Below are 20804 nucleotides of genomic sequence, written 5' to 3' on the forward strand. Positions count from 1 at the left end.
ACGATCCGACGAGTTGGGTGGCATGGCCGAATACCGAATCGACGAGTTGGCGCAGGTGGCCGGGACGACCGTGCGCAACATCCGCGCGTACCAGGACCGCGGCCTGCTGCCTCCCCCGCGGCTGGCCGGCCGGGTCGGCTACTACGACGACTCCCACCTCGCCCGGCTCCGGCTGATCGGCAAGCTGCTGGGCCGCGGCTACACCTTCGCCGTGATCAAGGATCTGCTCGCCGCCTGGGAGCAGGGCCGGGACGTCAGCGAAGTGCTCGGCATGGAGAAGGTCCTCACCGACCCCTGGTCCGACGAGATCCCCGGCTACGTGACCCGCGAGGAACTGATCGGCTCCTTCGGCGGCGTCGCCGAGACCGAGATCCCCGGTGCGATCGAGCGCGCCGTCGAGCTCGGCCTGCTGGAGCCCGCAGGCGACCGGTTCAAGGTGCCCAGCCCGCGGTTGCTGCACGTCGGCGCGGAACTGGTGGCGGCGGGGGTCCCGCTGCCCGCGGTGCTCGACATCGCCGAGGAGATCCGGCGGGACTGCGAAATGATCGCCGGCCGCTTCGTCCAGCTCGTCCGGACGCACGTGTTCGACCTGCTGAACCCCGAACTGGACGACGCCGACATCAGCGAGCGCGCCGCGGTGGTGCGGCGGATGCGCCCGCTGGTGCAGATGGCCGTCGAACCGTTCATCGCCCGGGCCATGGAGACCCAGATCCAGCACGCCCTGGGCGACCAGCTGGAGCAGGTCCTGGAGCACCTGCGCGGCCTCACAACAGGGACAGCCCCCAGGTCACCTTGATCTGCTGCTCGGCCCCGGTCTCGGCGGCGAACGTCACCGTCGCCTCCCCGGGCAGCCGGAGCAGCCCGCGGGCCAGCTTCACGTCGACCTTCACCTCGCTGCCGAGCGGGACGGTACCGGTCGACTCCGACAGCGACACCAGTACCGAGGACGACGTGGCGTTCCACAGCACCGGCCCCTGGACCGCGGTCAGCGTCAGGTGCCCGACGGACTGCCCCGGCCGCAGCGTCAGCACATCCGGGCCCACGACCAGCTGGCCCGGCCGCGGCGGCACCGGCGTCTGCGGCCCCCGGCCGGGGGCCGGGGTGGGCTCCTCGTTCCGCGGCCCGGGCGGGCCCGCGTCACCGGGCCGGCCGCCCGCCGGGGGTGCGCCACCCGGCGGGAGGGCGACCGGCTCCTCGGTGTCGGGGGCCGCCGGGCTCGCGGTCGGGCGCGGCTGGGGCTGGAAGGGCCATTCGAGGTTCGGCGCCACCGTGATGCCGGGGCCCATCACCAGCACCGCCACCAGCGCGGTGACCAGGGCACCGGCCGCGCCGCCCCCCGCGAACAGCCAGCGCCGGGCGGTGTGCGAGGGCACGTCCGGCTGGTGCGGCATGCCGTCGGGGGTCAGGCCACCGCCCCGGGCGGCGATGTCGGCCCGGTGGCCGGCCAGTTCGGGATCGGTGGCGGTGTGCAGCACCCGGTGCCGCAGCGCCACCGGCAGCACGGGCGCCGGGGCCAGCGCGTAGAGCGGGCCGATCGCCACCCGGGCCCGGCGCCGGCAGTCGAGGCAGTTCTCGCCGTGCTCGTCGGCCTCGAAGGCGTCCATCTCCGCCCCGGCCTCGGCGGGTTCCCGCGCCCGGACGATCGCCCGGTCCGCGCACTGCCGCGACAGGGCCTGCGCCTCCTCCGCCACCACCGCCTCGCCCCGGGCGCGGGCCTGGGCCAGCCGGGTGGCCGCCCGCCGGGCGGGAACCCCCAGCACGGCGGCGAGGCCGAGGCCGGACAGGCCGTGCCGGAGCGCCAGCAGCAGCACCTCCTGGTCGGCGAAGTCGAGCCGGGACAGTGCCGATTCGAACAGCTCGCTCAGCCCGGGCACGGTGAGCCCGGTCTCGGAGTCGATCACGACACCGGGCTGGTCCATCCAGTCCCAGTACAGGCCGCGGGCCCGGCCGCGTTGCAGGCAGCGCCGGCGGGCCGCGCCGTACAGCCAGGCCCGCAACTGCGTGCGGTCGCGCATCCGGGGCGCCCGGCGGTACGCGTCGATGAACGTGTCGTGCACGAGATCGGCTGCTGCCTTGGACTCCCAGGTCAGGGTCAGGCAGTAGTCGTAGAGCCGTTCGGCGTACCGGTCGTAGAGGGCGGCCAGGGCTTCCTCGCCGCCCTCGTTCAGATCCTGGACGAACCGCCGGTCGATCTCCGGATCCAGCGGTGACCACCTAGGCATGCGGGGCTCCCGGCACCGAAGGGTCAGGAATTGGACGAGATGTCGATGGTAGCGGCCCTGTGCCCCATCTCCGGTAGAAGACCCGGGTCCGGACGCTGGAATCAGCTACGCAACGGCGAATATCACGCTGATTCAGGGTGTATCAGGGAAGTCCAGATCGAGAGCGTCATCGTCGCGGAGCTTGGCCACCGCCCGGGAGACCGTGCTCTTCACGGTGCCGACGCTCACGCCGAGCACCTCGGCGATCTCCGTTTCGGACATGTCCTCGTAGTAGCGCAGGATCACCGCGGCGCGTTGCCGTTCGGGTAGCCGGGCGAGCGCGCGGCCGAGCGCGTCGTGCATCTCGCTGCGCCGGGTGTGGTCGTCAACGGGCTGGTCGGGCAGTTCGTCGGTGGGGTAGATCTCGAACTTGCGCCGCCGCCACCACGAGATCTGGGTGTTGACCATGGCGCGGCGGACGTAGCCGTCCATGGCGGTGCGGTCCTTGATCCGGCCCCAGGCCCGGTAGGTGTTGGCGAGCGCGGCCTGGAGTAGGTCCTCGGCCTCGACCCGGTCACCGGTGAGTATCATCGCCGCCCGGAGCAGGGCGGGGCGGCGGGCCGCCACGTAGTCACGGAACTCGTCGTGCGGTGCCTGGCTCACATGACCACCGACCCCAGGGGATTGAGGGTTACCCGGCGCCGTGCGTTGTCGGAGGCGCCATGGGTCCGACGATCGCACGAAGATCGTAATTCAGGCCCAACATAAATGCGATATTCGGGTCAACCGAGTAGTCGAATCATGTACCAAGTACATAAACCGCCCCAGGTATCTCTGACTTATTGCCACATATACGTCGACAGCCGGGGCGCAGGCGGGCCACGCTGCTGACAGTCGTCCTTACACCCATGACCACGGGAGTTCCCATGCCGATGTCCCGCCGGTCCGGACCGTCCCGCGGGGGTGCGGCCGGCCCGCCGCCCGCGCGGCTGATCCGGTCCCGGCGCCGCCACCGGCAGGCCGTCCTCGGCCCGTTCCGGGCGCCCGGCCCCGCGCTGCCCCCACTGCGGTCGTGCACCGGGATCATCCTTGGCGCCGACCGGCACCGGCTGGTGCTGCAGAGCGGCACGGACGAGATACGGCTGGAGCTGACCCCGGACACCAGGGTCTGGTACGGCGGCCGGACCGGGCTGGAGGCACTGCGACCCGGCCGCGAGGCCATCGTGCGGCCCCGCGACGACGGCCCCGGGGTGGACCGGATCTGGGTGGACATCACCCGGGTCACCGGCACCATCCTCAGCCGTGGCCAGGACGCCATCGAGGTGGACGCCGGTCCGCACCGCGCGCACACCCAGGTGCTCCTCCCCCGCCAGGCGCTGGAACGGGTACTCGTCCGGCACCCCCAACTGGAGCCCGGACACCTGATCGACGTGATCGGCACCCGCTCACCCGACGGAACGCTCGCCGCCCGGCCGGGCACCGCGCAGCCCTGGCACCCGGCCGCCACGGTGCAGGCGGCCGGACCACTGCACGGCACCGCCACCTGGTCCGACCTCGGCCACCGGCGCGGCGCCGCCTACCCCGCCGTCGACCCCGAGGGGGACTCCGGCGGCTGCCCGGACGCCCGGGCGGGATGTGTCGCGCTGCCCTACCTGTCGCTGGGCCACGACCTCATCGTCCGCAACTCCTGCACCGAGCGCGCCGCCGCCGTACCGGTGGTCCAGTGCGGGTGCGTCGCCGCCCGGTTCTGCGACCGCTGCGTCGAGTGCGGCACGTCCCCGCGCGGCAGGCTCGTCGAGCTGAGCCCCGCCGACTACGCGGACCTGGGCGGCGACCTGGACACCGGGTGCTTCAACGTGACCCTGGAGGTGAGCCGGTGATCGAGATCGTGTCCGGCGCCCAGGTGCTCTTCCTCACCGCCGTGCTGCTCACCGCGTGCGCGGCCAAACTGGTCGTCCGCGAGGAGCCCGCCCCGGCGGGCGACGAATGGCTGCTGAAATTGCGGCGGAACCGCCGGCTGGCCGTCGCGGTGGCGCTGGCCGAGGGCGGGCTGGGCCTGGCCCTGCTGGTCTCCGCCCATCCGGCGGTGCGGATCGCGGTGGCGGCGTGGTTCGCCGCGGCGACCTGGGTGGTCGGCGAGTTGCTGAACCGCCGCCCGGACGCCGGCTGCGGGTGCTTCGGCGGGTTGAGCACGGCCCGGGTCGGCCGGCGCGGCCTGCTGCGGGCGGCGGGGTGCACGGTCGCGGCGATCGCTTCGTTGCACGCCTCCGGTGACGGCCTGGCGATCGCGGCCGGCGCACCGGCGATGACCGGGTTGCTGGTGGCGACCGAACTGGCGCTGCTGGTCATGCTCTCGCCGGAACTCGGGGCGCTGCTGGACCGGTACCGCGCGATCGTGCCGTGCGAGGCGCGGCCCAGCCCGCTGGCGGAGACCTACCAGACGCTGCACGCCAGTTCCGACTGGCGTGAGCACCGCTCCGCGCTGCGTTCGACCGAACCGGTGGACGTGTGGCGCGAGGGCTGCTGGCGGCTGCTCGCCTACCCGGCCCGGATCGGTGACGAGGAGCTGGAGATCGTCTTCGCCGTCTCCACCGAGCAGCGCCACCGCGCCGTTCGCGTCGCCCTCGTGGAATCCGAGACCGAGGACTCCGGCCCCACCCCCTTCCGTCCCGTCCTCGCCTGACCGCGGGGCCTGGCCGCGGGCCGTCTGCGGGAATCTACGGCTTTCTCGGAGCAGGGCTAGATTTCGGTAGAGAGCGCGATGAACGAACCTTGGTGAATCTACGAATATCTAGTGCTCACCGTAGAAAGCTGTAGATCTTCCTGTGCTCGGGCTGGGGTCAGGTGGGCTGGGCGCGGAGGAACTTCCCGAAATGGGGCACGGTGAAGGCGACCAGGCCGCGTTCGGCGCTGTAGATCAGGCCCTTCTTGATCAGGCCGTCCCGGGCCGGGGAGAGGCTGGAGGGCTTGCGCCCCAGCTCGTCGGCGACCGCCGAGGTCGGGACCGGCTCGTCGCCGAGGGCGGCCATCGCGCGCATGTAGTCGCGTTCGGCCGGGGTGGCGCGCTCGTAGCGGCTGCCGAAGAAGCCCACCGCCAGCTCGCTCTCGGCCTCGGGGGCGGCGACCTTGATGTCGTCGGCGGTGATCGGTGAACCGGGGGCGACGTCCCACGCCACCTTGCCGTACGCCTGCACGAAGTAGGGGTAGCCGTCGGCGGCCTCGTACAGCGCGTCGAGGGCGTCCTGGGTGAAGGTGACCTCTTCGCGCTCGGCGGGGGCGAGCAGGGCCTGGTCAGCGGAGCCGCGGTCGAGCCGGTCGATCCGGGCGTACCGGAACAGCCGCTCGGAGTAGGACTTGCTCGCCGACAGCACCGCGGGCAGGTGCGGCAGCCCGGCCCCCACCACGATCAGCGGCCCGCCACTCTGCGACAGCTCGTGGCAGGCGGCGCAGAGCGCGGAGACGTCGTCGGCCGGGATGTCCTGCATCTCGTCGACGAACAGGCCGATGCCCACCCCGAGGTCGGTGGCGACCGAGGCCGCGTCGACGAACAGCTCGGTCAGGTCGATCTCCAGGTCGCCGGAGTCGGCGCGCCCGCGCGCGGCGGGCACGTCGATGCCGGGCTGCCAGCGGTGCACCCGGCTCCGCCCCTTGCCGCCCGGCTCCTCACCGGCCTGGGCGAACGCCTTGAGCACGCCCAGGAAGCCCTCGATGCGGTCGGGCGCCCGGTGCCGGGGGGCGAGCTCGCGCACGGCCATGTGCAGGGCGGCGGCGACCGGCCGCCGGATGGACTGCTCGGGCCGGGCCTCGATCTTGCCGGTGCCCCACAGCCGCTGGATCGCCATCGACCGGAAGGTGTTGAGCAGCACGGTCTTGCCCACCCCGCGCAGCCCGGTGAGGATCATGCTGCGCTCGGGCCGGCCGCGGGCGACCCGCTCCAGCACCACCTCGAACTGCTGCAGCTCGCGGTCGCGGCCGGCGAGCTCGGGCGGACGCTGGCCGGCGCCGGGGGCGTAGGGATTCCGCACGGGGTCCACGCTCTCGGACTGTATGAGCTGATATAGCTGTGGCCGTAGATTTGGATAGAAAGTCGTACGGCGTGTCGCACGAGGGCGGCGGGCCTCCAGTACGAGCGTCACCGGCCACCCCCTCACCTCGAACCGGTGTTCGATGATTCGAACACACTAGCGGGCACCGGCGGGGCGCGTCAGCTCGGAGTCGAAAGTTTCTTCGAAGGAATCCCGGCGGCCCCCTCCCCCGCCGCCGGGATCCCGGTCCGGAAGGTCAGCCCACCTGCTCGTCGACCCCGGAACGGTGCGGCATCCGCTCGGCCGGGACGGTGCCCATCCGGCCGGCCTGGAAGTCCTCGAACGCCTGGACGATCTCTTCGCGCGTGTTCATGACGAAGGGCCCGTACCGGGCGATCGGCTCCCGGATCGGCCGCCCGCCCAGGACCAGCACCTCCCAGCCCTGCTTGCTCGCCAGGGGCTGGACGTCCCCGGCCCGCAGGGTCAGCGCCGCGCCGTTGCCGCCGAAGACCGCCAGCTGCCCCTCGTCCAGCGGGCGCTCCTCGGCGCCCACGACGCCGCGGCCGGAGAGCACGTACACCAGCGCGTTGAAGTCGGCCGGCCAGGGCAGGTCGAGCCGGGCGCCGGGGGCGACCGTCGCGTGCAGGTAGGTGATGGGCGTGTGCGTCACGCCCGGCCCCTCGTACCCGGCCAGCGACCCGGCGATGAGGCGGACCAGGGAGGCGCCGTCGTCACCGGCCAGCAGGACCACGTCGCGCGCCTCGATGTCCTGGTAGCGGGCCGGGTTCCACTTGGCCGAGCGGGGCAGGTTCACCCAGAGCTGGACGCCGTGGAAGAGGCCGCCCTTGGCCACCAGCTCGGGTGTGGGCTGCTCGATGTGCTGGATGCCCGCCCCGGCGGTCATCCACTGGGTGGCGCCGTCGGCGATCAGGCCGCCTCCGCCGGTGGTGTCCTGGTGCTGGAAGGCGCCGTCGATGACGTAGGTGACGGTCTCGAAGCCGCGGTGCGGGTGCCAGGGGGTACCTTTCGCCTCGCCTGGGGCGTACTCCACCGCGCCCATGTGGTCGAGCATCAGGAAGGGGTCGGCCAGCGGGAGGTCGGCGGCGGGGAAGGGGCGACGTACCTGGAAGCCCTCGCCCTCCAGGTGGCGTTCGGCGGTGACGACCCGGGCGACGCGGCGGGGGCGGGCGTCCGGCGCGAGCCGGGGCAGGCGGGGCAGGGTCAGGGTGTCCGCGGTCACGGCGGGCATCGGGGGCCTCCTATGGGTGGTGCGACTGTCTCCGGACGCAACATGGTTTAAAGTTAAACTATTCCGCTTGCTCCTGAACTGCACGTTTCAAGGTAGTTGAATGTTCAACATGTGAACTATGCTGGGGGCCATGAAGGAACCACGCTGGCTCGACTCCTCCCAGCAGCGCCACTGGAGGGCCTTCGTGGAAGGCAGCGTCCGGCTGCACGACCTGATGGACCGCGATCTCAAGGCCAAGCACGGCCTCTCCGAGTCGGAGTACGAGATCCTGGTGCGCCTCTCCGAGGCTCCGGAGATGCGCCTGCGGATGGCCGAACTGGCCGAGTCCGCCAGCCAGTCGCGCAGCCGCCTCTCCCACACCTGCTCCCGGCTGGAAAGCAAGGGCCTGGTCCGCCGCGCCACCTGCCCCGGCGACAAGCGCGGGGTCTACGCCCACCTCACCGACGAGGGGTACAGCGCCCTCCAGCGCGCCGCCGTCGACCACGTGGAGGTCGCCCGCGACTTCTTCATCGACGTGATCGACCCCGCCGACCTGGAGGCGATCGGCCGCGCCTTCACCGCGGTGACCCGCCGGATCGGCGAGGTGCGCTGACAGGGTGTCGCAGGTCACAGCACTCCGGTGACCGTGCCATGCTGAAAGGGTGTCTGCGACAACGCTGTTTGGCACGGTGCTGACCGCGGCCGTCCTGGTCACGGCGGCCGGATGCGGCGGTGAGGGCGGTACCACCCGCACCGAGTCGCCGCCGACGGCCCCGCCCACGTCCGCCGGGGCACCGCCGACCCCGACCTCCGCCCAGCGGCCGGCCGAGTTCACCTCGAAGATCGAGAACGTCTCGCGGTCGATGCTGCGGTACTCCTGGCGGCCGGGCTGCCCCGTCCCGCTGTCCAGCCTGCGCCGGATCGAGATGACGTACTGGGGTTTCGACAAGAAGCCGCATACCGGGCACCTGGTGGTGAACGCCGGCTCCGCCGGCGACCTGGTCAAGGTGTTCCGGCGGCTGTACGAGCAGCGGTATCCGATCCAGCGGATGGAGCCGGTCGACGTCTACAAGGGCAGCGACTTCGACTCGATCGAGGCCAACAACACCTCGGCGTTCAACTGCCGCCAGGCCACCGGCTCGGGGAACTGGTCACAGCACGCCTACGGGCTGGCCGTCGACATCAACCCCTGCCAGAACCCGTACGTGACGGCGTCCGGGTACGTGGCGCACAAGCACTGCGTGAAGTACCGCAACCGCAACCTCGACCACCCGGCCCTGATCAAGCCCGGCGACAAGGTGGTGCGCGCGTTCGCGTCCATCGGCTGGAACTGGGGCGGCACGTGGAGCGGCACCAAGGACTACCAGCACTTCTCGTCGTCCGGGCGGTGACCGGCGCGGGGTCCGCCGGGAGCGGGCCGGTCTCCGTCGGGCGGGTCGGGCCGGGAGGTCAGCCGACCATCAGGTAGCCGATCACCGCGAGCACGATGACGGCCGCCACCGCGGTCACGCCGAGGATCAGGCCGGTGTTGCCTCGCGGGGTCTGCACCGGCTCGGCCGGCTGGCGGTTCGCGAAGGCCTGGAATTGGTGAGTTGTCGCGGACGGATCCTTCTCTTTCTCAGACATGGCGCAGACTGTAACCGATGATCTTTTTTGTCCCGAAAGTCACTGTTGTGCCCGAGCGGGGGTCAGCGCGGTCAGCACGCCGAGCCCGATGAAAGTGCCCCCGACGACATACCGCTCGCCCTTCAGCAGGCGGCCCCCGCGCCGCAGCCACGGGCCGACCGCTCCGGAGAGCAGCGCGTACGCGCCGTCCGTGCAGCACCCGAGCACCACGAAGACCAGCCCCAGCACCACGACCTGCAGCGGGACGGACCCGCGCGCCGGATCGACGAACTGCGGCAGGAACGCCAGGAAGAACAGCGCCAGCTTGGGGTTGAGGACGTTCACCATCAGGCCCTCGCCGAACAGCCGCCGCGCCGACCGGCCGCCGGCCGGCAGTTCGGGCGCCGGCTCGGCCCGGCTGAGCAGCGCCCTGACCCCGAGGTAGATCAGGTAGGCGGCGCCGGCGTACTTGACCACGGTGAACGCCAGCGCGGACGACGCCAGCAGCCACGACAGCCCGGCCGCCGCCGCGGCCACCTGCACCAGCGTCCCGGCGTGCACCCCGGCCACCGCCGTCGCCGCGGCCCGCGGCCCGTGCCGGACCCCCTGCGACACGATGTAGACCACCGCCGGGCCGGGGATGATCAGGATGAGCGTGGCCGCCACGGTGTACAGGGCGAGCGTCGAGAGCGTCGGCATGAGCCGGAGGCTATGCCTTTCGGCACGATCTGTCACCCGATATCCGTCGGCCCCGAATTTCCCGACCTGGCGATCATGCCATTGGCCGTGTCCCCTCTTTCATTTCGTGGGCGGAATTCCCCGGATCATGCTGGAATTGGGCGCACCCTGTCCGCCACCGCCGCTGGGAAGGCACCCCCATGTCGGTCGTCCTCGCCGCCCTCACCGCCGCGACGCTGTCGCTGGGAGCGGCGCCGCTCGCCCTCGCCGACCCCGGGCACGTGCGGCTCGCCCACCTGTCGCCCGACACCCCGGCGGTGGACGTCTACCTCTACGAGCAGGGCAGGAAGTCACCGCGGCTGGTGCTGAAACACGTCGGCTACGGCGCCGCGTCGCCGTACCAGCGGCTGCCGGTCGGCGCCTACACGGTGGCGATGCGGCCGGCCGACGCCGCCGCGTCCAGCCCGCCGGTGCTGTCGGCCGACGTGCGGGTGCGGTCCGGCGCCGCCTACACGGTGGCGGGCATGGGCCCCTACAAGAGCGTGCGGCTGCAGGTGCTCGACGACTCCTTCGGCCCGGCCGGCGGGAACGCCGGGCTGCGGGTGATCGCCGCCTCCCTCAAGCGGCCCGCCGTGGACGTCGTCGCCGGCGACCGGATGCTCGCCCGCGGGCTGCGCTTCCCCGACACCACCCCGTACCGCTCCCTGCCCGCCGGGACCACGACGGTGCGGGTGCGCGGCACGGCGGCCGCGTCGGACGTGCGGCTCGCCCCCGGCTCGCTCGGCACGGTGGTCGTGCTCGACGGCACCGGCGGCCCCCGGCTGCTGCACCTGCGCGACACCGTGCCGCCCCGTCAGGAGGAACCGCCGCGCGGCGGGGTCGCGGCCGGGTCCGGCGGTGCCGCGGGCGGCGCCCCGCTGGCGGGCGTGGTGGCACTCGGCCTGCTCGCCCTGCTCCTGTACCGGGTCCGCCCCGGGAAGGGAATCCGGTAACGGCATTCCGCGCCGTTCCGAACGTATCCTTCCGCTATGACCCACGAGGCCGGTCAACTGATCGCGGGGCAGTACCGCCTCGTCGCGGAGATCGGCCGTGGCGGCTTCGGCGTCGTCTGGCGGGCCCGCGACGAGCGCATCCACCGCGACGTCGCCGTCAAGGAACTCTTCCTCCCCTCCTACCTGCACACCGACCAGCGGCAGGAACGGCACCGGCGGAGCCTGCGCGAGGCCCGGTCGGCGGCCCGGATCGACCACCCCGCGGCCGTCACCGTCCACGACGTCGTCGAGCACGACGGCGGCCCGTGGATCATCATGGAACTGATCGAGGGACGCCCGCTGCACTCCATCGTCCGGACTGACGGGCCGCTACCACCGCTGCGCACCGCCGAGATCGCGCTGGACATCCTGGGCGCGCTGCACGCCGCGCACACCGCCGGGGTGATCCACCGGGACGTCAAACCCGCCAACGTGCTGATCGCCGAGCGGGGCGCGGTGCTCACCGACTTCGGCATCGCAATCATCGAGGGTGATCCCGCGCTCACCCACTCCGGCTTCATGATGGGGGCGCCCGCGTACACCGCGCCCGAACGGGCCCGCGGGGAGCCCGCCGTCCCGGCCTCGGACCTGTGGTCGCTGGGCACCACCCTGTTCTTCGCCGTGGAGGGCCGCCGCCCCTACCCGGGCAGCAACCCCAACGCCGTGCTGCACGCCGTGCTGGAGCAGGAGCCGCCCGAGGCGCCGCACGCGGGGCCGCTCGCGCCCGTCATCGCCGGGCTGCTGCGCAAGGACGCGGCGGCCCGGCTCACCGCCCCGCAGGCCGCCGCCCTGATCGCGGCGATCCTGGAACGCCCCGTCCCGCCCATGGCCGTCCCGGCCCCCCGGCGGGCGCGGCGCCCCGGCCGGATCGCGCTCGGGGTGCTCGCCGCGGTCACCGCCGGCCTGCTGCCCGGGTCCCTGCTGGCGTCCGACGAGCCGGCGCGCTCCGCGCTGCGCACGACCATGCCCGGCCCGCGGTCGCTGGGCGTCCTCACCGACCGGGTGCGGCTCTACACCGTGGCGCTCAGCCCCGACGGCCGGACCCTGGCGGCCGGCGGCGAGGACCGGACCGTCCGGTTGTGGGACGTCGCCGCGCGCCGCCCGACCGCCACGCTGTCCGGGCACGAGCACACCGTCTTCGCCGCGGCGTTCAGCCCCGACGGCCGGACCCTGGCCACCGGCGGGTACGACGGCAAGGTGCTGCTGTGGGACGTCCCCCGGCGGCGCCGGATCGCGGTGATCGACCTGGGCGAGCGGGTGGGCACCGTCGCCTTCAGCCCCGACGGCCGGGTGCTGGCCTGCGCCGAGAGCGGCGGCGTGCGGCTGTGGGACGTCCGCACCCGGAAGTGGACCAGGACGCTGCGCGCCGCCGACGAGAGTTCCTACACCGCCGCGTTCAGCCCCCAGGGGACGCTGGCCGTGGCCGGGGACTCCGCCGTCCGGCTGCTGCCGCCCGGGCCGCGCCGCCGGGTCGCGACGCTGGACCGGGTCGACTCCACGGTGGCCGGGCTGGCCTTCGACCCCACCGGGGAGACGCTGGCGGCGGCCGGGTTCGACGGGACGGTGCGGGTGTGGAACCTCCGGGAACGGCGGGCCGCCACCCTGACCGGCTCGGACCGGACGCTGACCGCCGTCGCCGCCGGCGGGCGGCACATCGTGGCCGCCGGCGGCGACCGGATCATGCTCTGGAACGCCGTCACCCACCGGCCCGTCGCGACCCTCACCGGGCACACCGACGTGGTCTACGGCCTCTCGCTCAGCTCCGACGGCCGCCTCCTGGCCAGCGCCGCCACCGACCGCACCGTCCGCCTCTGGGCACTGCGCTGACCAGGGCCGGTCCGGCCCCGGCGCGCCGCCGCTCACTCCTTCACGTCGACCCGCACCCCGCCGGAGAACGGCGAGTCGTGCAGCCGGATCACGCTCGGCACCACCGGCTTCGGTACGTCGAACACGACGATGCCCCGCACCCTGTTGCCCGGGTTGATCTCCTCGTACAGCGACTGCGAGGACTTCAGGTAGATCCCGGCCTCGCTGTCGGCGGAGTACTCCTTGCCGCCGGCCAGCAACTTCTGCGCGTCCCCCATGAAGGACTGCGCCTCGTCGCCGTGGTTGGTGACGGTGACGTGCACCAGGATGAACTTGCCCTGCGCGGTCTTGCCCAGGTACTGGTCGCCGATCCGCCGGGGGCCGGCGGCGACCTTGGTGACGACGAACGTGAACTTGCCGTCCTTGACCCTGTCGCCGATCCCGGCGGTCTTCTTGGCGGGCCTGGTGGTGGCCTTGCCGGACTGTCCCCCGGCGGCGTTGTCGGCGACGGGCTGGCAGCCGGTGAGGGCGAGAGCGGAGACGAGGGCGAGTGCGGCGATGCAGACGAGGGTCATGGGCGCGCCTTTCGTTGGTGTGCTCGTGAGGTAGACGCGCCCCACCAGGGGATGGTTACTCGAAGTTTCTTATTCGTTACCTAGGGTATCTATTTTGTGGTGATAGGTCCGGAAATGCCGTGTGCTGCGGCCCGCCGGTCATCGCGCGGAGAAGAGCGATCGAGGTCACCCCGGGTCGAAGACGCCGGGGCCGGGCGTGAGCACGGCGTCGGGGTCGTAGCGGTCCTTCGCCGCTCGGAAGGCCGGCCACCTGTCGCCGTAGTGGGCCCGCCAGTCCCGCGCCGTGAACGGCACCGAACCGATCGGGTAGAGCACCCCGCCGTAGGACTCGCGGACGCGGGCGAACATCCGCTCGTTGCGGGCGAGCATCTCCGCGACGAACTCCGGGGCGGGGCCCGGGGTCTCGGAAACGGTGTTGATGTCCAGGACGAACGCCCACGGTGACCCGTCCGGTTCGGGCAACCGGGGGCAGGGCCTGGTGAGGTGTTCGCGCCGTTGCGGGTAGATCAGGCTGGCCCCGTAGGACCCGATGTCGCGCGGAGTCAGCGTCGGCACGATCTCGGCGAGGTAGTCCTCGATGGTGGAGCCCGGCAGCCACACGTCGAACCACGGCTTGACGAGCCGATCCCAGTTCACCGTCTCCCGCAGCGTGTCGATGCCCTCGTCGATCGAGAACACGTAGTCCAGGTAGGGGGTGTCCTCGATGGTCGGCTCGACGGCCAGGCCACCGGTGATCGCCAGGTCGTCGGGGGGTGCGGGCGGGTCGTAGAAGGCCGTCGCGTACAGCTTGTAGGTCTGCGTGGCGTCGGGCGGGAACAGCTCGGCGTAGACGTGATCGACGCCAGGGCGGTCGACGAGCGTGCGGAAGTCGCGGAAGAACGCGGCGTTGTCGGTGTGCAGCAGCGCGTAGGTGCGGGCGCGCTGCCTGGCGGGGACGAGCTCGATGGTCGCCCTGGTGATGACGCCGCACTGGCCGAGCCCGCCGAGCACCGCCTCGAACAGGTCGGGCTTGTCGTCGCGGGAGCAGCGCTCGATGGCCCCGGTCCCGGTGACCACCTCCAGTTCGCGCACGTGGTCGACCTGCAGCCCGGTGTCCAGGCCGCCGACCAGGCCGCCGATGCCGCCCACGGAGAGCGTCCCGCCCACGGTCAGGCCGGTGTAGCCGGTGAGCACCGGCGGGGTCAGCCTGGGCGACCGCTCGTAGGCGGCCCTGGTCAGGTCCATCCAGCTGATCCCGGCGTCCACTTCGGCGGCGTCCGGGCCGAGCGAGTGGATGCGATCGAGGTGCCGGTTCTCGATGACCAGCCCGCCGGAGAGCCCCTGGCCGTGGGTGGTGTGCGCCTGGCCTCGGGTCGACACCGCGATGCGGTGCGCCCCGCAGAAGCGGATCATCGCGGCGATGTCGCGCGCCGAGCGCGGGCGGAGCACCGCGCCCGGCCTGTGGTGGGCGATGTTGCCCAGGTCGGTGGCGACCGCCTCCCGGGACGCCTCGTCGACCGCGAGCTCACCGTCTAGCGCGGGCGCGTCGGCGAACGACGGGGCCGGCGCCGCCTCCGTGACCCAGCTGCGTTCGATCGGATCGAAGCCCACGACCGCGGTGGCGGACGCGACTTCGCCGGGAGATTCGCGGTGGCCGGTCATTTCGCCCCCCGGAGGGCTTCCTCGGCCAGGTCGACCTGCGTCAGGCGGTAGCGCAGCTCGTCGGCGCGCGTCCCGGGCATGGTGAACTCCTTTCAGCACGATCAATGCGGCCCATTCCGCAATCCATCGCACCGTAACCAGCCCGGAACGCCCGACACAATCGAGCATTCGTTAAATCAATCATATATCCGTCAATTAATTGTCAGAGGCACTTCAATCCGGTGGCCGCCCGGCACGCCGGTACTCGCCCTCGTCGCCGTCGGCGGCGGTCGCGTCGGTGAGGTTCATCCGAGGGATCCAGGCCGGCCGCCGGGCGCTCAGGCCGACGACAGCGCCTCACCGGGATCGAGTTCCTTCAAGCCGAAACCGAGCTGGCTGTACACCTCCAGCTGGTCGAAGTATTCCCGGTGCGTTTTGATTTTGCCGTCCTCGACGAAAGTGGAGCAGGTGGAGCGAAAGGTAATACGACGACCCGTGCCTTCGAGAACACGCCCGTCCGGGAGCAGGAAGGGTCCGGTGTGTGTCCCGGTCGTCGTCCATTCCGTGACCGCGGGGTTGTCCACGTCGCCGAGCTCGAACCATGGCGTGAAGTGAAGGTCCGGGAAGCCCTGGAACCACTGTTCGTAGAACCAGGCGATCTGCTCGTGCCCTTCCGCTATGCCTGTCGGCGCCACATAGACGGCATCCGGGCTGTAGCAGTCGAGCACTCCTTGAATGTCATGAGCGTTAATCGCCTCGCCAAGCTTGTGCTTGAGATCCCAGAAATTAGACATGGGATACGCCTCGCTGGTGTCGGGGGCGGCCAATGTCCCGATGGGCCAAGAGGGCACTGCCCCAGCGCCTGGTCAGCGCCTGATCGAACTCGGCTATCAAACTTCTAAGCTATCCGGCGAAGATTCAGCCACCGGCTATGGCGACGTTACGCATATACCAAGAAAACGCCGCGGGACGTGGGCTTCGTGGCGGTGCTGCGAGCGGGCCGCACACCGCCCTTGATCGCGTGCTGTGTGCGAGTATCCCCGGATGATCGATGTGTCGCTGGAAAAGGATGCGGATCCGGTCCCCGTCCTGAAGCTGCAAGCCGATGCGTGGGAGTTGAACATCTGGGCCTCCCTGGCCGACCTCGCCCGGTTGAGCGGGATCCGGGCCGCGGACTGGGATGAGCGGATGTCGCTGAAGGCGGGGCTCTGCGCGGGCGCTCCGGTGTTCTGGGCCATCGCCGAAGACGAGCAAGTAGCGATCTTGATCGGATCTGATGACGAGACCTGGGACATCGCGCTGATGGTCCCGCTGGCCACGGTGGATGAGATCGTCGCACTCGCACGCTGACGGCAGGGCGGCGGCGCGAACCGCGTGGCCACCGTCAGCCTCTCCGTCCTGGCGCGGACGCCGCCGTCGTGATGATCGAGGTGAACGCGGCTGCGAGGGAGTCGGCCAGGGACGACGGTTCGCCGAGGTAGCCGTTCACCATCGCGCCGTCTCGCAGGATCATCAGCTGCCTCGCGGTGGAATCGGCATCGTTCGCCCCAGCCTCAGTGGCGATGTCGGCGAATTCGTCGAGCATCCACCGGCGGTGCGCGTCGACGGCCCCCCGGACCGGGTCGTCGGGATCGGTGAACTCCGCCGCCGCGTTGATGAACGCGCACCCCCGGAATCCCGGACGGCAACTCGCGGAGCCTATGTCGGTGGCGAGCGCGCGAAGTGACCCCATGGGGTCGCCCTGGCGACGCACGCTCTCCATCCACTCCCGCTCCGCGACCGCCTGCTCCGCCAGGTACGCGACCACGAGCTCGCTCTTGGTGCGGAAGTGGCGGTAGAAGGTGACCTTCGTGATGCCGACCTGCTCGATGATGCGGTCGGCGCTCGTGGCGCGTATGCCCTGGGCGTAGAACAGCTCGTTCGCGGCGGCGAGAATGCGCGCTCTCGTGGCGGACCCCGATGAGGTGCGCGTCACCGGTTCGGTGATCTCGGCGTGCATGTCCTGCTCCCGTCCTGGTCGGGCTGGTTGCACCAGCACTGCGATCAGTCTAGAGTCGCTGATGTAGACGAACTAGTAACTCTACTTCGCAACACATGAAGGGAATAGTGATGACCGAAACCCGGTACGCCGCTGTCTCGACCTCGAGTTCGCCGGCGCCGTTCAGCGCGGCACTGCGCCGCCTGTACTTCGTCCGCTTCGCCTTCGCCGCCGTCTGGGCGGCGCTCCTGTTCCCGGCCTCGACCACCGAGGGGCCGCTGCTGACCGCCCTCCTCGTCAGCTATCCGCTCTTCGACGCGGCCGCCGTCTTCTGGCAGCTACGGTCGAAACAGCGCGCACCCGGCGCACAGGTCGCGGAGCGGATCAACGTGGTGGTCAGCGTCGTCGTGGCCATCGCACTCGGCTGGGCATCGACGGTCTCCATCGCCGCCGCTCTCGCGGTCTGGGGCGCGTGGGCCGTGGGTTCCGGGATTCCCCAGCTCCTCGCCGCCGTGCGGCAGCGGCGTTCCGGCGGCCAGGTGCCGCAGATGCTGAGCGGCGGCATGTCGGCCCTGGCCGGGGCCGCGTTCCTGGCCCAGGGGCTCCGGGGCGCCGACGACATCGCCGGAGTCGGCGGTTACGCCCTCCTCGGCGGGATATTCTTCCTGATCTCCGCCATCCGGTTGAGTGTGCTGCTGCGAAAGGCATCATGACGGGCACCGAGGAACGCGAGTTCGACTATGACCTGATCGTGGTGGGCGCCGGCCCGGCCGGCGAGAACGTCGCCGACTACGCGGCCAAACGCGGGGTACGCGCGGCGATCGTCGAATCCGAGCTCGTCGGCGGCGAATGCTCGTACTGGGCGTGCATGCCCTCCAAGGCACTCCTGCGCAGCGGACACGCGATCCAGGCGGCCCGCCGGGTCGCCGGCGCCCGCGAGGCGGTCGAGGGGACCATCGACGCCTCCGCGGTCCTCGCCCGGCGATCGTCGTTCACCTCTCAGTGGAAGGACGACGGGCAGGTCTCCTGGCTCGACTCCGCGGGCATCGACCTGATCCGCGGCCACGGTCGCCTCTCCGGCCCGGGCGAGATCCAGGTCGGTGACCGTGCCTACTCGGCGCGGGCGGTCGCCCTGGCGACAGGCTCCGTTCCGACCCTGCCCAAGGTCCCCGGCCTCGCGGCCGCCGAGCCCTGGGGCACCCGCGAGGCGACCGCCGCCGGGCACGTCCCGCCGCGGCTCATCGTCATCGGCGGCGGGGTCGCCGGCACCGAACTCGCCCTCGCGTTCGCGTCCCTCGGCTCGCGCGTCACCCTGCTGTCCCGCGCCGGACTGCTCAGCCACGAGGAGCCCTTCGTCGGAGAGCACCTCGCCGCCGCCCTGACCGGCGAGGGGGTCGACGTGCGCCTGGGCGTCACACCCGCACGGATCGACCGCGACGCCGACCGGATCGTCAGCGTCGTCCTGGCCGACGGCACCACGCTCCGGGCCGAAGAACTCCTGGTCTCCACCGGGCGCCGGCCGAACACCGGCGACCTCGGCCTCGAGACGATCGGCCTCGACCCCGCCGCGGAACTGCGGGTGGACGAGACGATGCTCGTCGACGGCACCGACTGGCTCTACGCCGTAGGGGACGTCAACGGCCGCGCGCTGCTCACCCACCAGGGCAAGTACCAGGCGCGCGCCGCGGGCGAGGCGATCGCCGCGCGACTGCACGGATCACCCGTCTCCGCCGGGCCGTGGGGCCGGCACGCGGCCTCAGCGGACCACCTGGCCGTGCCCCACGTGGTGTTCACCGACCCGGAGATCGCCAGCGTCGGGCTCACCGAATCCCGCGCCCGCGACAGGGGACTCAACATCCGGGCCGTCGAGTACGACCTCGGCCAGGTCGCCGGAGCCCAGCTCCACGCCGACGGGTACACCGGTCACGCCAAGCTCGTCGTCGACGAGGACCGGGGTGTGATCGTCGGCGCGACCTTCGTCGGCCAGGACGTCGCCGAACTCCTGCACGCGGCGACCATCGCGATCGTCGGTGAGGTCACGATCGACCGGCTCTGGCACGCCGTCCCCGCGTACCCCACCATCAGCGAGATCTGGCTGAGACTCCTGGAGACCTACGGCCGGCCGGCCTGACACCGGTAGCGTCCCGGTAACCGACGTTGCCCGCCAGGGGGTGTGATCGTGTCCCGCCCTCCCGCACCCCCCGGCGGCCGCCCGCGAGCGATCGCGGCATTGCTGCTGTGGCCGATCTTCGGCGCGCTGATCGCGGTCGGGCCGATCGTGATGTTCGTCGGTGCCCAGAACCTCCATGCGGCCCACCGCCCGATCAAGTGCGGTGACAAGGTGATGTCCCAGGACGGCCCGTACACGTGCTTCACCGGTTACGGCCCCCGCGACTACGACGACCTCGTGCGAGAGCGACACGACCGAGCGGAACAGGCACCGTACATGCTCACGTTCGGGGCCCTGGCCGTGGCCATCGGCGTGTTCGGCATCAGGCGCGCCACCCGCCATCTGGGACGCATCCAGCGATGGGCGACCTCAAGCGGTCAGAACGAATGAGCCTTCGTCGTCCTCGTCCGGCGCATCCGTCCGCTGACCTGCCGTCGGCCCACTGATGCCGTCCAGATCCGTCCACGCTCGTCCGGGGCTGCTGTTACCGAGGCAGGTGAGGACCGGGCTTGGCGTAGCTGTGTGGAGCTGAGGGGTGGGGCACACTGGGTGTATGCGGTACGCGGACAGCCGGACTTACGCGTTGCCGGAGGACCTGGCCCTGTTGGTGGGGCCGGTCTCCGGTGTCGTCGAGTTGCCTCGTCGTCTCGACTGGTCGGAGCAGCATGTCTATGACCTGGACGATCCGGCTCAGTTGGGTTTGATGTATGAGCGGGTGATCCGTGAGGCGTCCTCGCAGGAAGATCTCGCCACCTACCTCAATGCCCGGGTCCTCGCCGCCTGCTGGGGTCGGCTCTATCTGCCGGTGCAGGTGCGTCGACTCTGGGAGAGTCGTTTCCCGGTCCTCGCCGCAGCCGCGTAGCCGGGATGGACCCTCTCCACGAACGGGTGACGCGCATCGGTCTCGCCGCGACCGGTGAGTACGGGTTCGCGCTCGCCGGCGGGTACGCCGTCCAAGCGCACGGCTTCCTCGACCGGATGTCCGAGGACGTCGACCTCTTCACCGTGAACGAGGCCAGAACCCAGTTCCAAGAGGCGGTCACCGCTGCGATCGACGCCTACCGCAGGGAGGGGTTCGGCGTTGAGACGGCCCTGGCAGGAGACGGTTTCGTCCGGTTGCTGCTCACCTCGCCGGATGGCCGGTCGGTGAAGGTGGAACTGGGCATCGACTGGCGCGCACATGCTCCCGTCACGCTGGCAGTCGGCCCCGTTCTCCATCCTGACGACGCGGTGGGCAACAAGGTCGCCGCCCTGTACGGCAGGGCAGAGGTACGTGACTTCGTCGACGTCGAGGCGATCCTCCGCAGCGGCCGCTACACCACCCAGGATCTACTGCGTCTCGCCACCACTGCGGACCCGGGTTTCGAGCCGGACATGTTCCTGCTCGCCCTCAACGCCCTCGACCGGCTTCCCGACCAGGCGTTCACAGTTCACGGCCTCTCACCAATCCGCACTCACGAACTCCGCCAGCGCTTCAAAGCCTGGGCAGCCGAGATCGCCCGCTAATGGCCCAACGGCACGAGCATCCCAGAAATGATCAAGGCCCGGGTTGAGATCGTGTCCTAGCCTGGGCCTTCGGTGTGGAGCGGGTGACGGGAATCGAACCCGCGCTATCAGCTTGGGAATCGCATCCCGTCCGCACGTCTCCAACGACAACCCCTACAGCGAGAGCAACTTCAGGACGCTGAAGTGCCAACGGGCACGCAACGTACGCGCGGCCCGAGGCGTCCTTCATGTCTGGCCCTGACTCCAGTCCACTTGAGTCCTACAGCTAGGTCAACCCAGGTACACCTAGGTATATTTGGAGATGTTGATCGAGGACAGCTACGGGGGTGACGATGACAACGAGCAGTGCACACTATGCGATGGAACCCCCAGCGGACGGCC

23 protein-coding genes are annotated in these 20804 nt (G+C 71.2%); 13 read left to right on the plus strand and 10 right to left on the minus strand.

Annotation, left to right across the window (positions count from 1 at the left end; translation table 11 throughout):
- Positions 1–22 precede the first annotated feature (22 nt).
- The gene (locus DPM19_RS12380; RefSeq protein ID WP_111866529.1) at positions 23–796 is read left to right on the plus strand and encodes a MerR family transcriptional regulator; all 774 of its coding nucleotides are present in this window, start codon (positions 23–25) and stop codon (positions 794–796) included.
- Here the strand turns inward: DPM19_RS12380 and DPM19_RS12385 are convergent.
- On the minus strand, positions 765–2222 hold the full coding sequence (locus tag DPM19_RS12385) for an RNA polymerase sigma factor (protein WP_111866532.1): 1458 nt from the start codon (positions 2220–2222) through the stop codon (positions 765–767). The genes DPM19_RS12380 and DPM19_RS12385 overlap by 32 nt on opposite strands.
- 132 nt (positions 2223–2354) lie before the next feature.
- The gene (locus DPM19_RS12390; protein ID WP_111866535.1) at positions 2355–2864 is read right to left on the minus strand and encodes a SigE family RNA polymerase sigma factor; all 510 of its coding nucleotides are present in this window, start codon (positions 2862–2864) and stop codon (positions 2355–2357) included.
- A gap of 263 nt (positions 2865–3127) precedes the next feature.
- On the opposite strand from DPM19_RS12390, the gene DPM19_RS12395 reads away from it, so the two are divergent.
- Both DPM19_RS12395 and DPM19_RS12400 read left to right on the plus strand, forming a co-directional pair.
- Positions 3128–4081: a hypothetical protein gene (locus DPM19_RS12395; protein WP_233510081.1), complete on the plus strand. Its 954-nt coding sequence runs from the start codon at positions 3128–3130 to the stop codon at positions 4079–4081.
- On the plus strand, positions 4078–4884 hold the full coding sequence (locus tag DPM19_RS12400; protein WP_111866537.1) for a MauE/DoxX family redox-associated membrane protein: 807 nt from the start codon (positions 4078–4080) through the stop codon (positions 4882–4884). Before DPM19_RS12395 ends, DPM19_RS12400 begins: the two co-directional genes overlap by 4 nt.
- Before the next feature lie 157 nt (positions 4885–5041).
- On the opposite strand, the gene DPM19_RS12405 is transcribed toward DPM19_RS12400, so the two are convergent.
- Both DPM19_RS12405 and DPM19_RS12410 read right to left on the minus strand, forming a co-directional pair.
- Positions 5042–6235, minus strand: a complete 1194-nt coding sequence (locus DPM19_RS12405; protein ID WP_111866539.1) for an ATP-binding protein — start codon at positions 6233–6235, stop codon at positions 5042–5044.
- Positions 6236–6482: 247 nt separating this feature from the next.
- Entirely contained in the window at positions 6483–7475 is a 993-nt protein-coding gene (locus DPM19_RS12410) for a pirin family protein (RefSeq protein ID WP_111866541.1), read from the minus strand.
- Positions 7476–7605: 130 nt separating this feature from the next.
- Here DPM19_RS12410 and DPM19_RS12415 point away from each other — a divergent pair, with 130 nt between their 5' ends.
- Both DPM19_RS12415 and DPM19_RS12420 read left to right on the plus strand, forming a co-directional pair.
- Complete coding sequence (locus DPM19_RS12415) at positions 7606–8067, plus strand: MarR family winged helix-turn-helix transcriptional regulator (protein ID WP_111867432.1); 462 nt, start codon at positions 7606–7608, stop codon at positions 8065–8067.
- A gap of 49 nt (positions 8068–8116) precedes the next feature.
- Complete coding sequence (locus tag DPM19_RS12420) at positions 8117–8845, plus strand: M15 family metallopeptidase (RefSeq protein ID WP_111866544.1); 729 nt, start codon at positions 8117–8119, stop codon at positions 8843–8845.
- 58 nt (positions 8846–8903) lie between these two features.
- Here DPM19_RS12420 and DPM19_RS35675 read toward each other — a convergent pair whose 3' ends face one another.
- Positions 8904–9080: a hypothetical protein gene (locus DPM19_RS35675; protein ID WP_199485046.1), complete on the minus strand. Its 177-nt coding sequence runs from the start codon at positions 9078–9080 to the stop codon at positions 8904–8906.
- Between the two features lie 39 nt (positions 9081–9119).
- Positions 9120–9758 carry a LysE family translocator gene (locus DPM19_RS12425; RefSeq protein WP_111866546.1) on the minus strand — a complete coding sequence of 213 codons (639 nt, stop codon included), beginning with the start codon at positions 9756–9758 and terminating at the stop codon, positions 9120–9122.
- A 179-nt stretch (positions 9759–9937) separates the two neighbouring features.
- Here DPM19_RS12425 and DPM19_RS12430 point away from each other — a divergent pair, with 179 nt between their 5' ends.
- Together DPM19_RS12430 and DPM19_RS12435 are read left to right on the plus strand one after the other, a co-directional pair.
- Entirely contained in the window at positions 9938–10729 is a 792-nt protein-coding gene (locus DPM19_RS12430; RefSeq protein ID WP_111866549.1) for a DUF4397 domain-containing protein, read from the plus strand.
- A gap of 36 nt (positions 10730–10765) precedes the next feature.
- Positions 10766–12595: a WD40 repeat domain-containing serine/threonine protein kinase gene (locus DPM19_RS12435; protein ID WP_111866552.1), complete on the plus strand. Its 1830-nt coding sequence runs from the start codon at positions 10766–10768 to the stop codon at positions 12593–12595.
- A 32-nt stretch (positions 12596–12627) separates the two neighbouring features.
- On the opposite strand, the gene DPM19_RS12440 is transcribed toward DPM19_RS12435, so the two are convergent.
- The 3 genes from DPM19_RS12440 to DPM19_RS12450 form a co-directional block, all read right to left on the minus strand.
- Positions 12628–13149, minus strand: a complete 522-nt coding sequence (locus DPM19_RS12440; protein ID WP_111866554.1) for a DUF4352 domain-containing protein — start codon at positions 13147–13149, stop codon at positions 12628–12630.
- A 165-nt stretch (positions 13150–13314) separates the two neighbouring features.
- Positions 13315–14790: an FAD-binding protein gene (locus DPM19_RS12445; RefSeq protein WP_111866557.1), complete on the minus strand. Its 1476-nt coding sequence runs from the start codon at positions 14788–14790 to the stop codon at positions 13315–13317.
- A gap of 317 nt (positions 14791–15107) precedes the next feature.
- Entirely contained in the window at positions 15108–15563 is a 456-nt protein-coding gene (locus DPM19_RS12450) for an ester cyclase (RefSeq protein ID WP_111867434.1), read from the minus strand.
- Positions 15564–15813: 250 nt separating this feature from the next.
- Here DPM19_RS12450 and DPM19_RS12455 point away from each other — a divergent pair, with 250 nt between their 5' ends.
- The gene (locus tag DPM19_RS12455) at positions 15814–16119 is read left to right on the plus strand and encodes a hypothetical protein (RefSeq protein ID WP_146778837.1); all 306 of its coding nucleotides are present in this window, start codon (positions 15814–15816) and stop codon (positions 16117–16119) included.
- A 34-nt stretch (positions 16120–16153) separates the two neighbouring features.
- Here DPM19_RS12455 and DPM19_RS12460 read toward each other — a convergent pair whose 3' ends face one another.
- A complete protein-coding gene (locus DPM19_RS12460) occupies positions 16154–16768 on the minus strand; it encodes a TetR/AcrR family transcriptional regulator (protein WP_111866561.1) in 615 nt (204 codons plus the stop codon).
- Between the two features lie 110 nt (positions 16769–16878).
- Here DPM19_RS12460 and DPM19_RS12465 point away from each other — a divergent pair, with 110 nt between their 5' ends.
- The 5 genes from DPM19_RS12465 (at position 16879) to DPM19_RS12485 (ending at position 20423) form a co-directional block, all read left to right on the plus strand.
- A complete protein-coding gene (locus tag DPM19_RS12465) occupies positions 16879–17460 on the plus strand; it encodes a hypothetical protein (protein WP_111866564.1) in 582 nt (193 codons plus the stop codon).
- Positions 17457–18878 (plus strand): dihydrolipoyl dehydrogenase family protein, encoded by a 1422-nt coding sequence (locus tag DPM19_RS12470; RefSeq protein WP_111866567.1) that lies wholly within the window; start codon positions 17457–17459, stop codon positions 18876–18878. The genes DPM19_RS12465 and DPM19_RS12470 overlap by 4 nt, the downstream gene beginning before the upstream one ends.
- Positions 18879–18977: 99 nt before the next feature.
- Positions 18978–19307, plus strand: coding sequence for a hypothetical protein (locus DPM19_RS12475; protein WP_111866569.1), 330 nt, complete (start codon positions 18978–18980; stop codon positions 19305–19307).
- A gap of 163 nt (positions 19308–19470) precedes the next feature.
- Positions 19471–19779 carry a hypothetical protein gene (locus DPM19_RS12480; protein WP_111866572.1) on the plus strand — a complete coding sequence of 103 codons (309 nt, stop codon included), beginning with the start codon at positions 19471–19473 and terminating at the stop codon, positions 19777–19779.
- Between the two features lie 26 nt (positions 19780–19805).
- Positions 19806–20423, plus strand: coding sequence for a nucleotidyl transferase AbiEii/AbiGii toxin family protein (locus DPM19_RS12485; RefSeq protein ID WP_199485047.1), 618 nt, complete (start codon positions 19806–19808; stop codon positions 20421–20423).
- Positions 20424–20804 lie beyond the last annotated feature (381 nt).

Origin of the sequence: Actinomadura craniellae, from assembly GCF_003289645.1 — a bacterium.
GTDB lineage: Bacteria > Actinomycetota > Actinomycetes > Streptosporangiales > Streptosporangiaceae > Actinomadura_D > Actinomadura_D craniellae.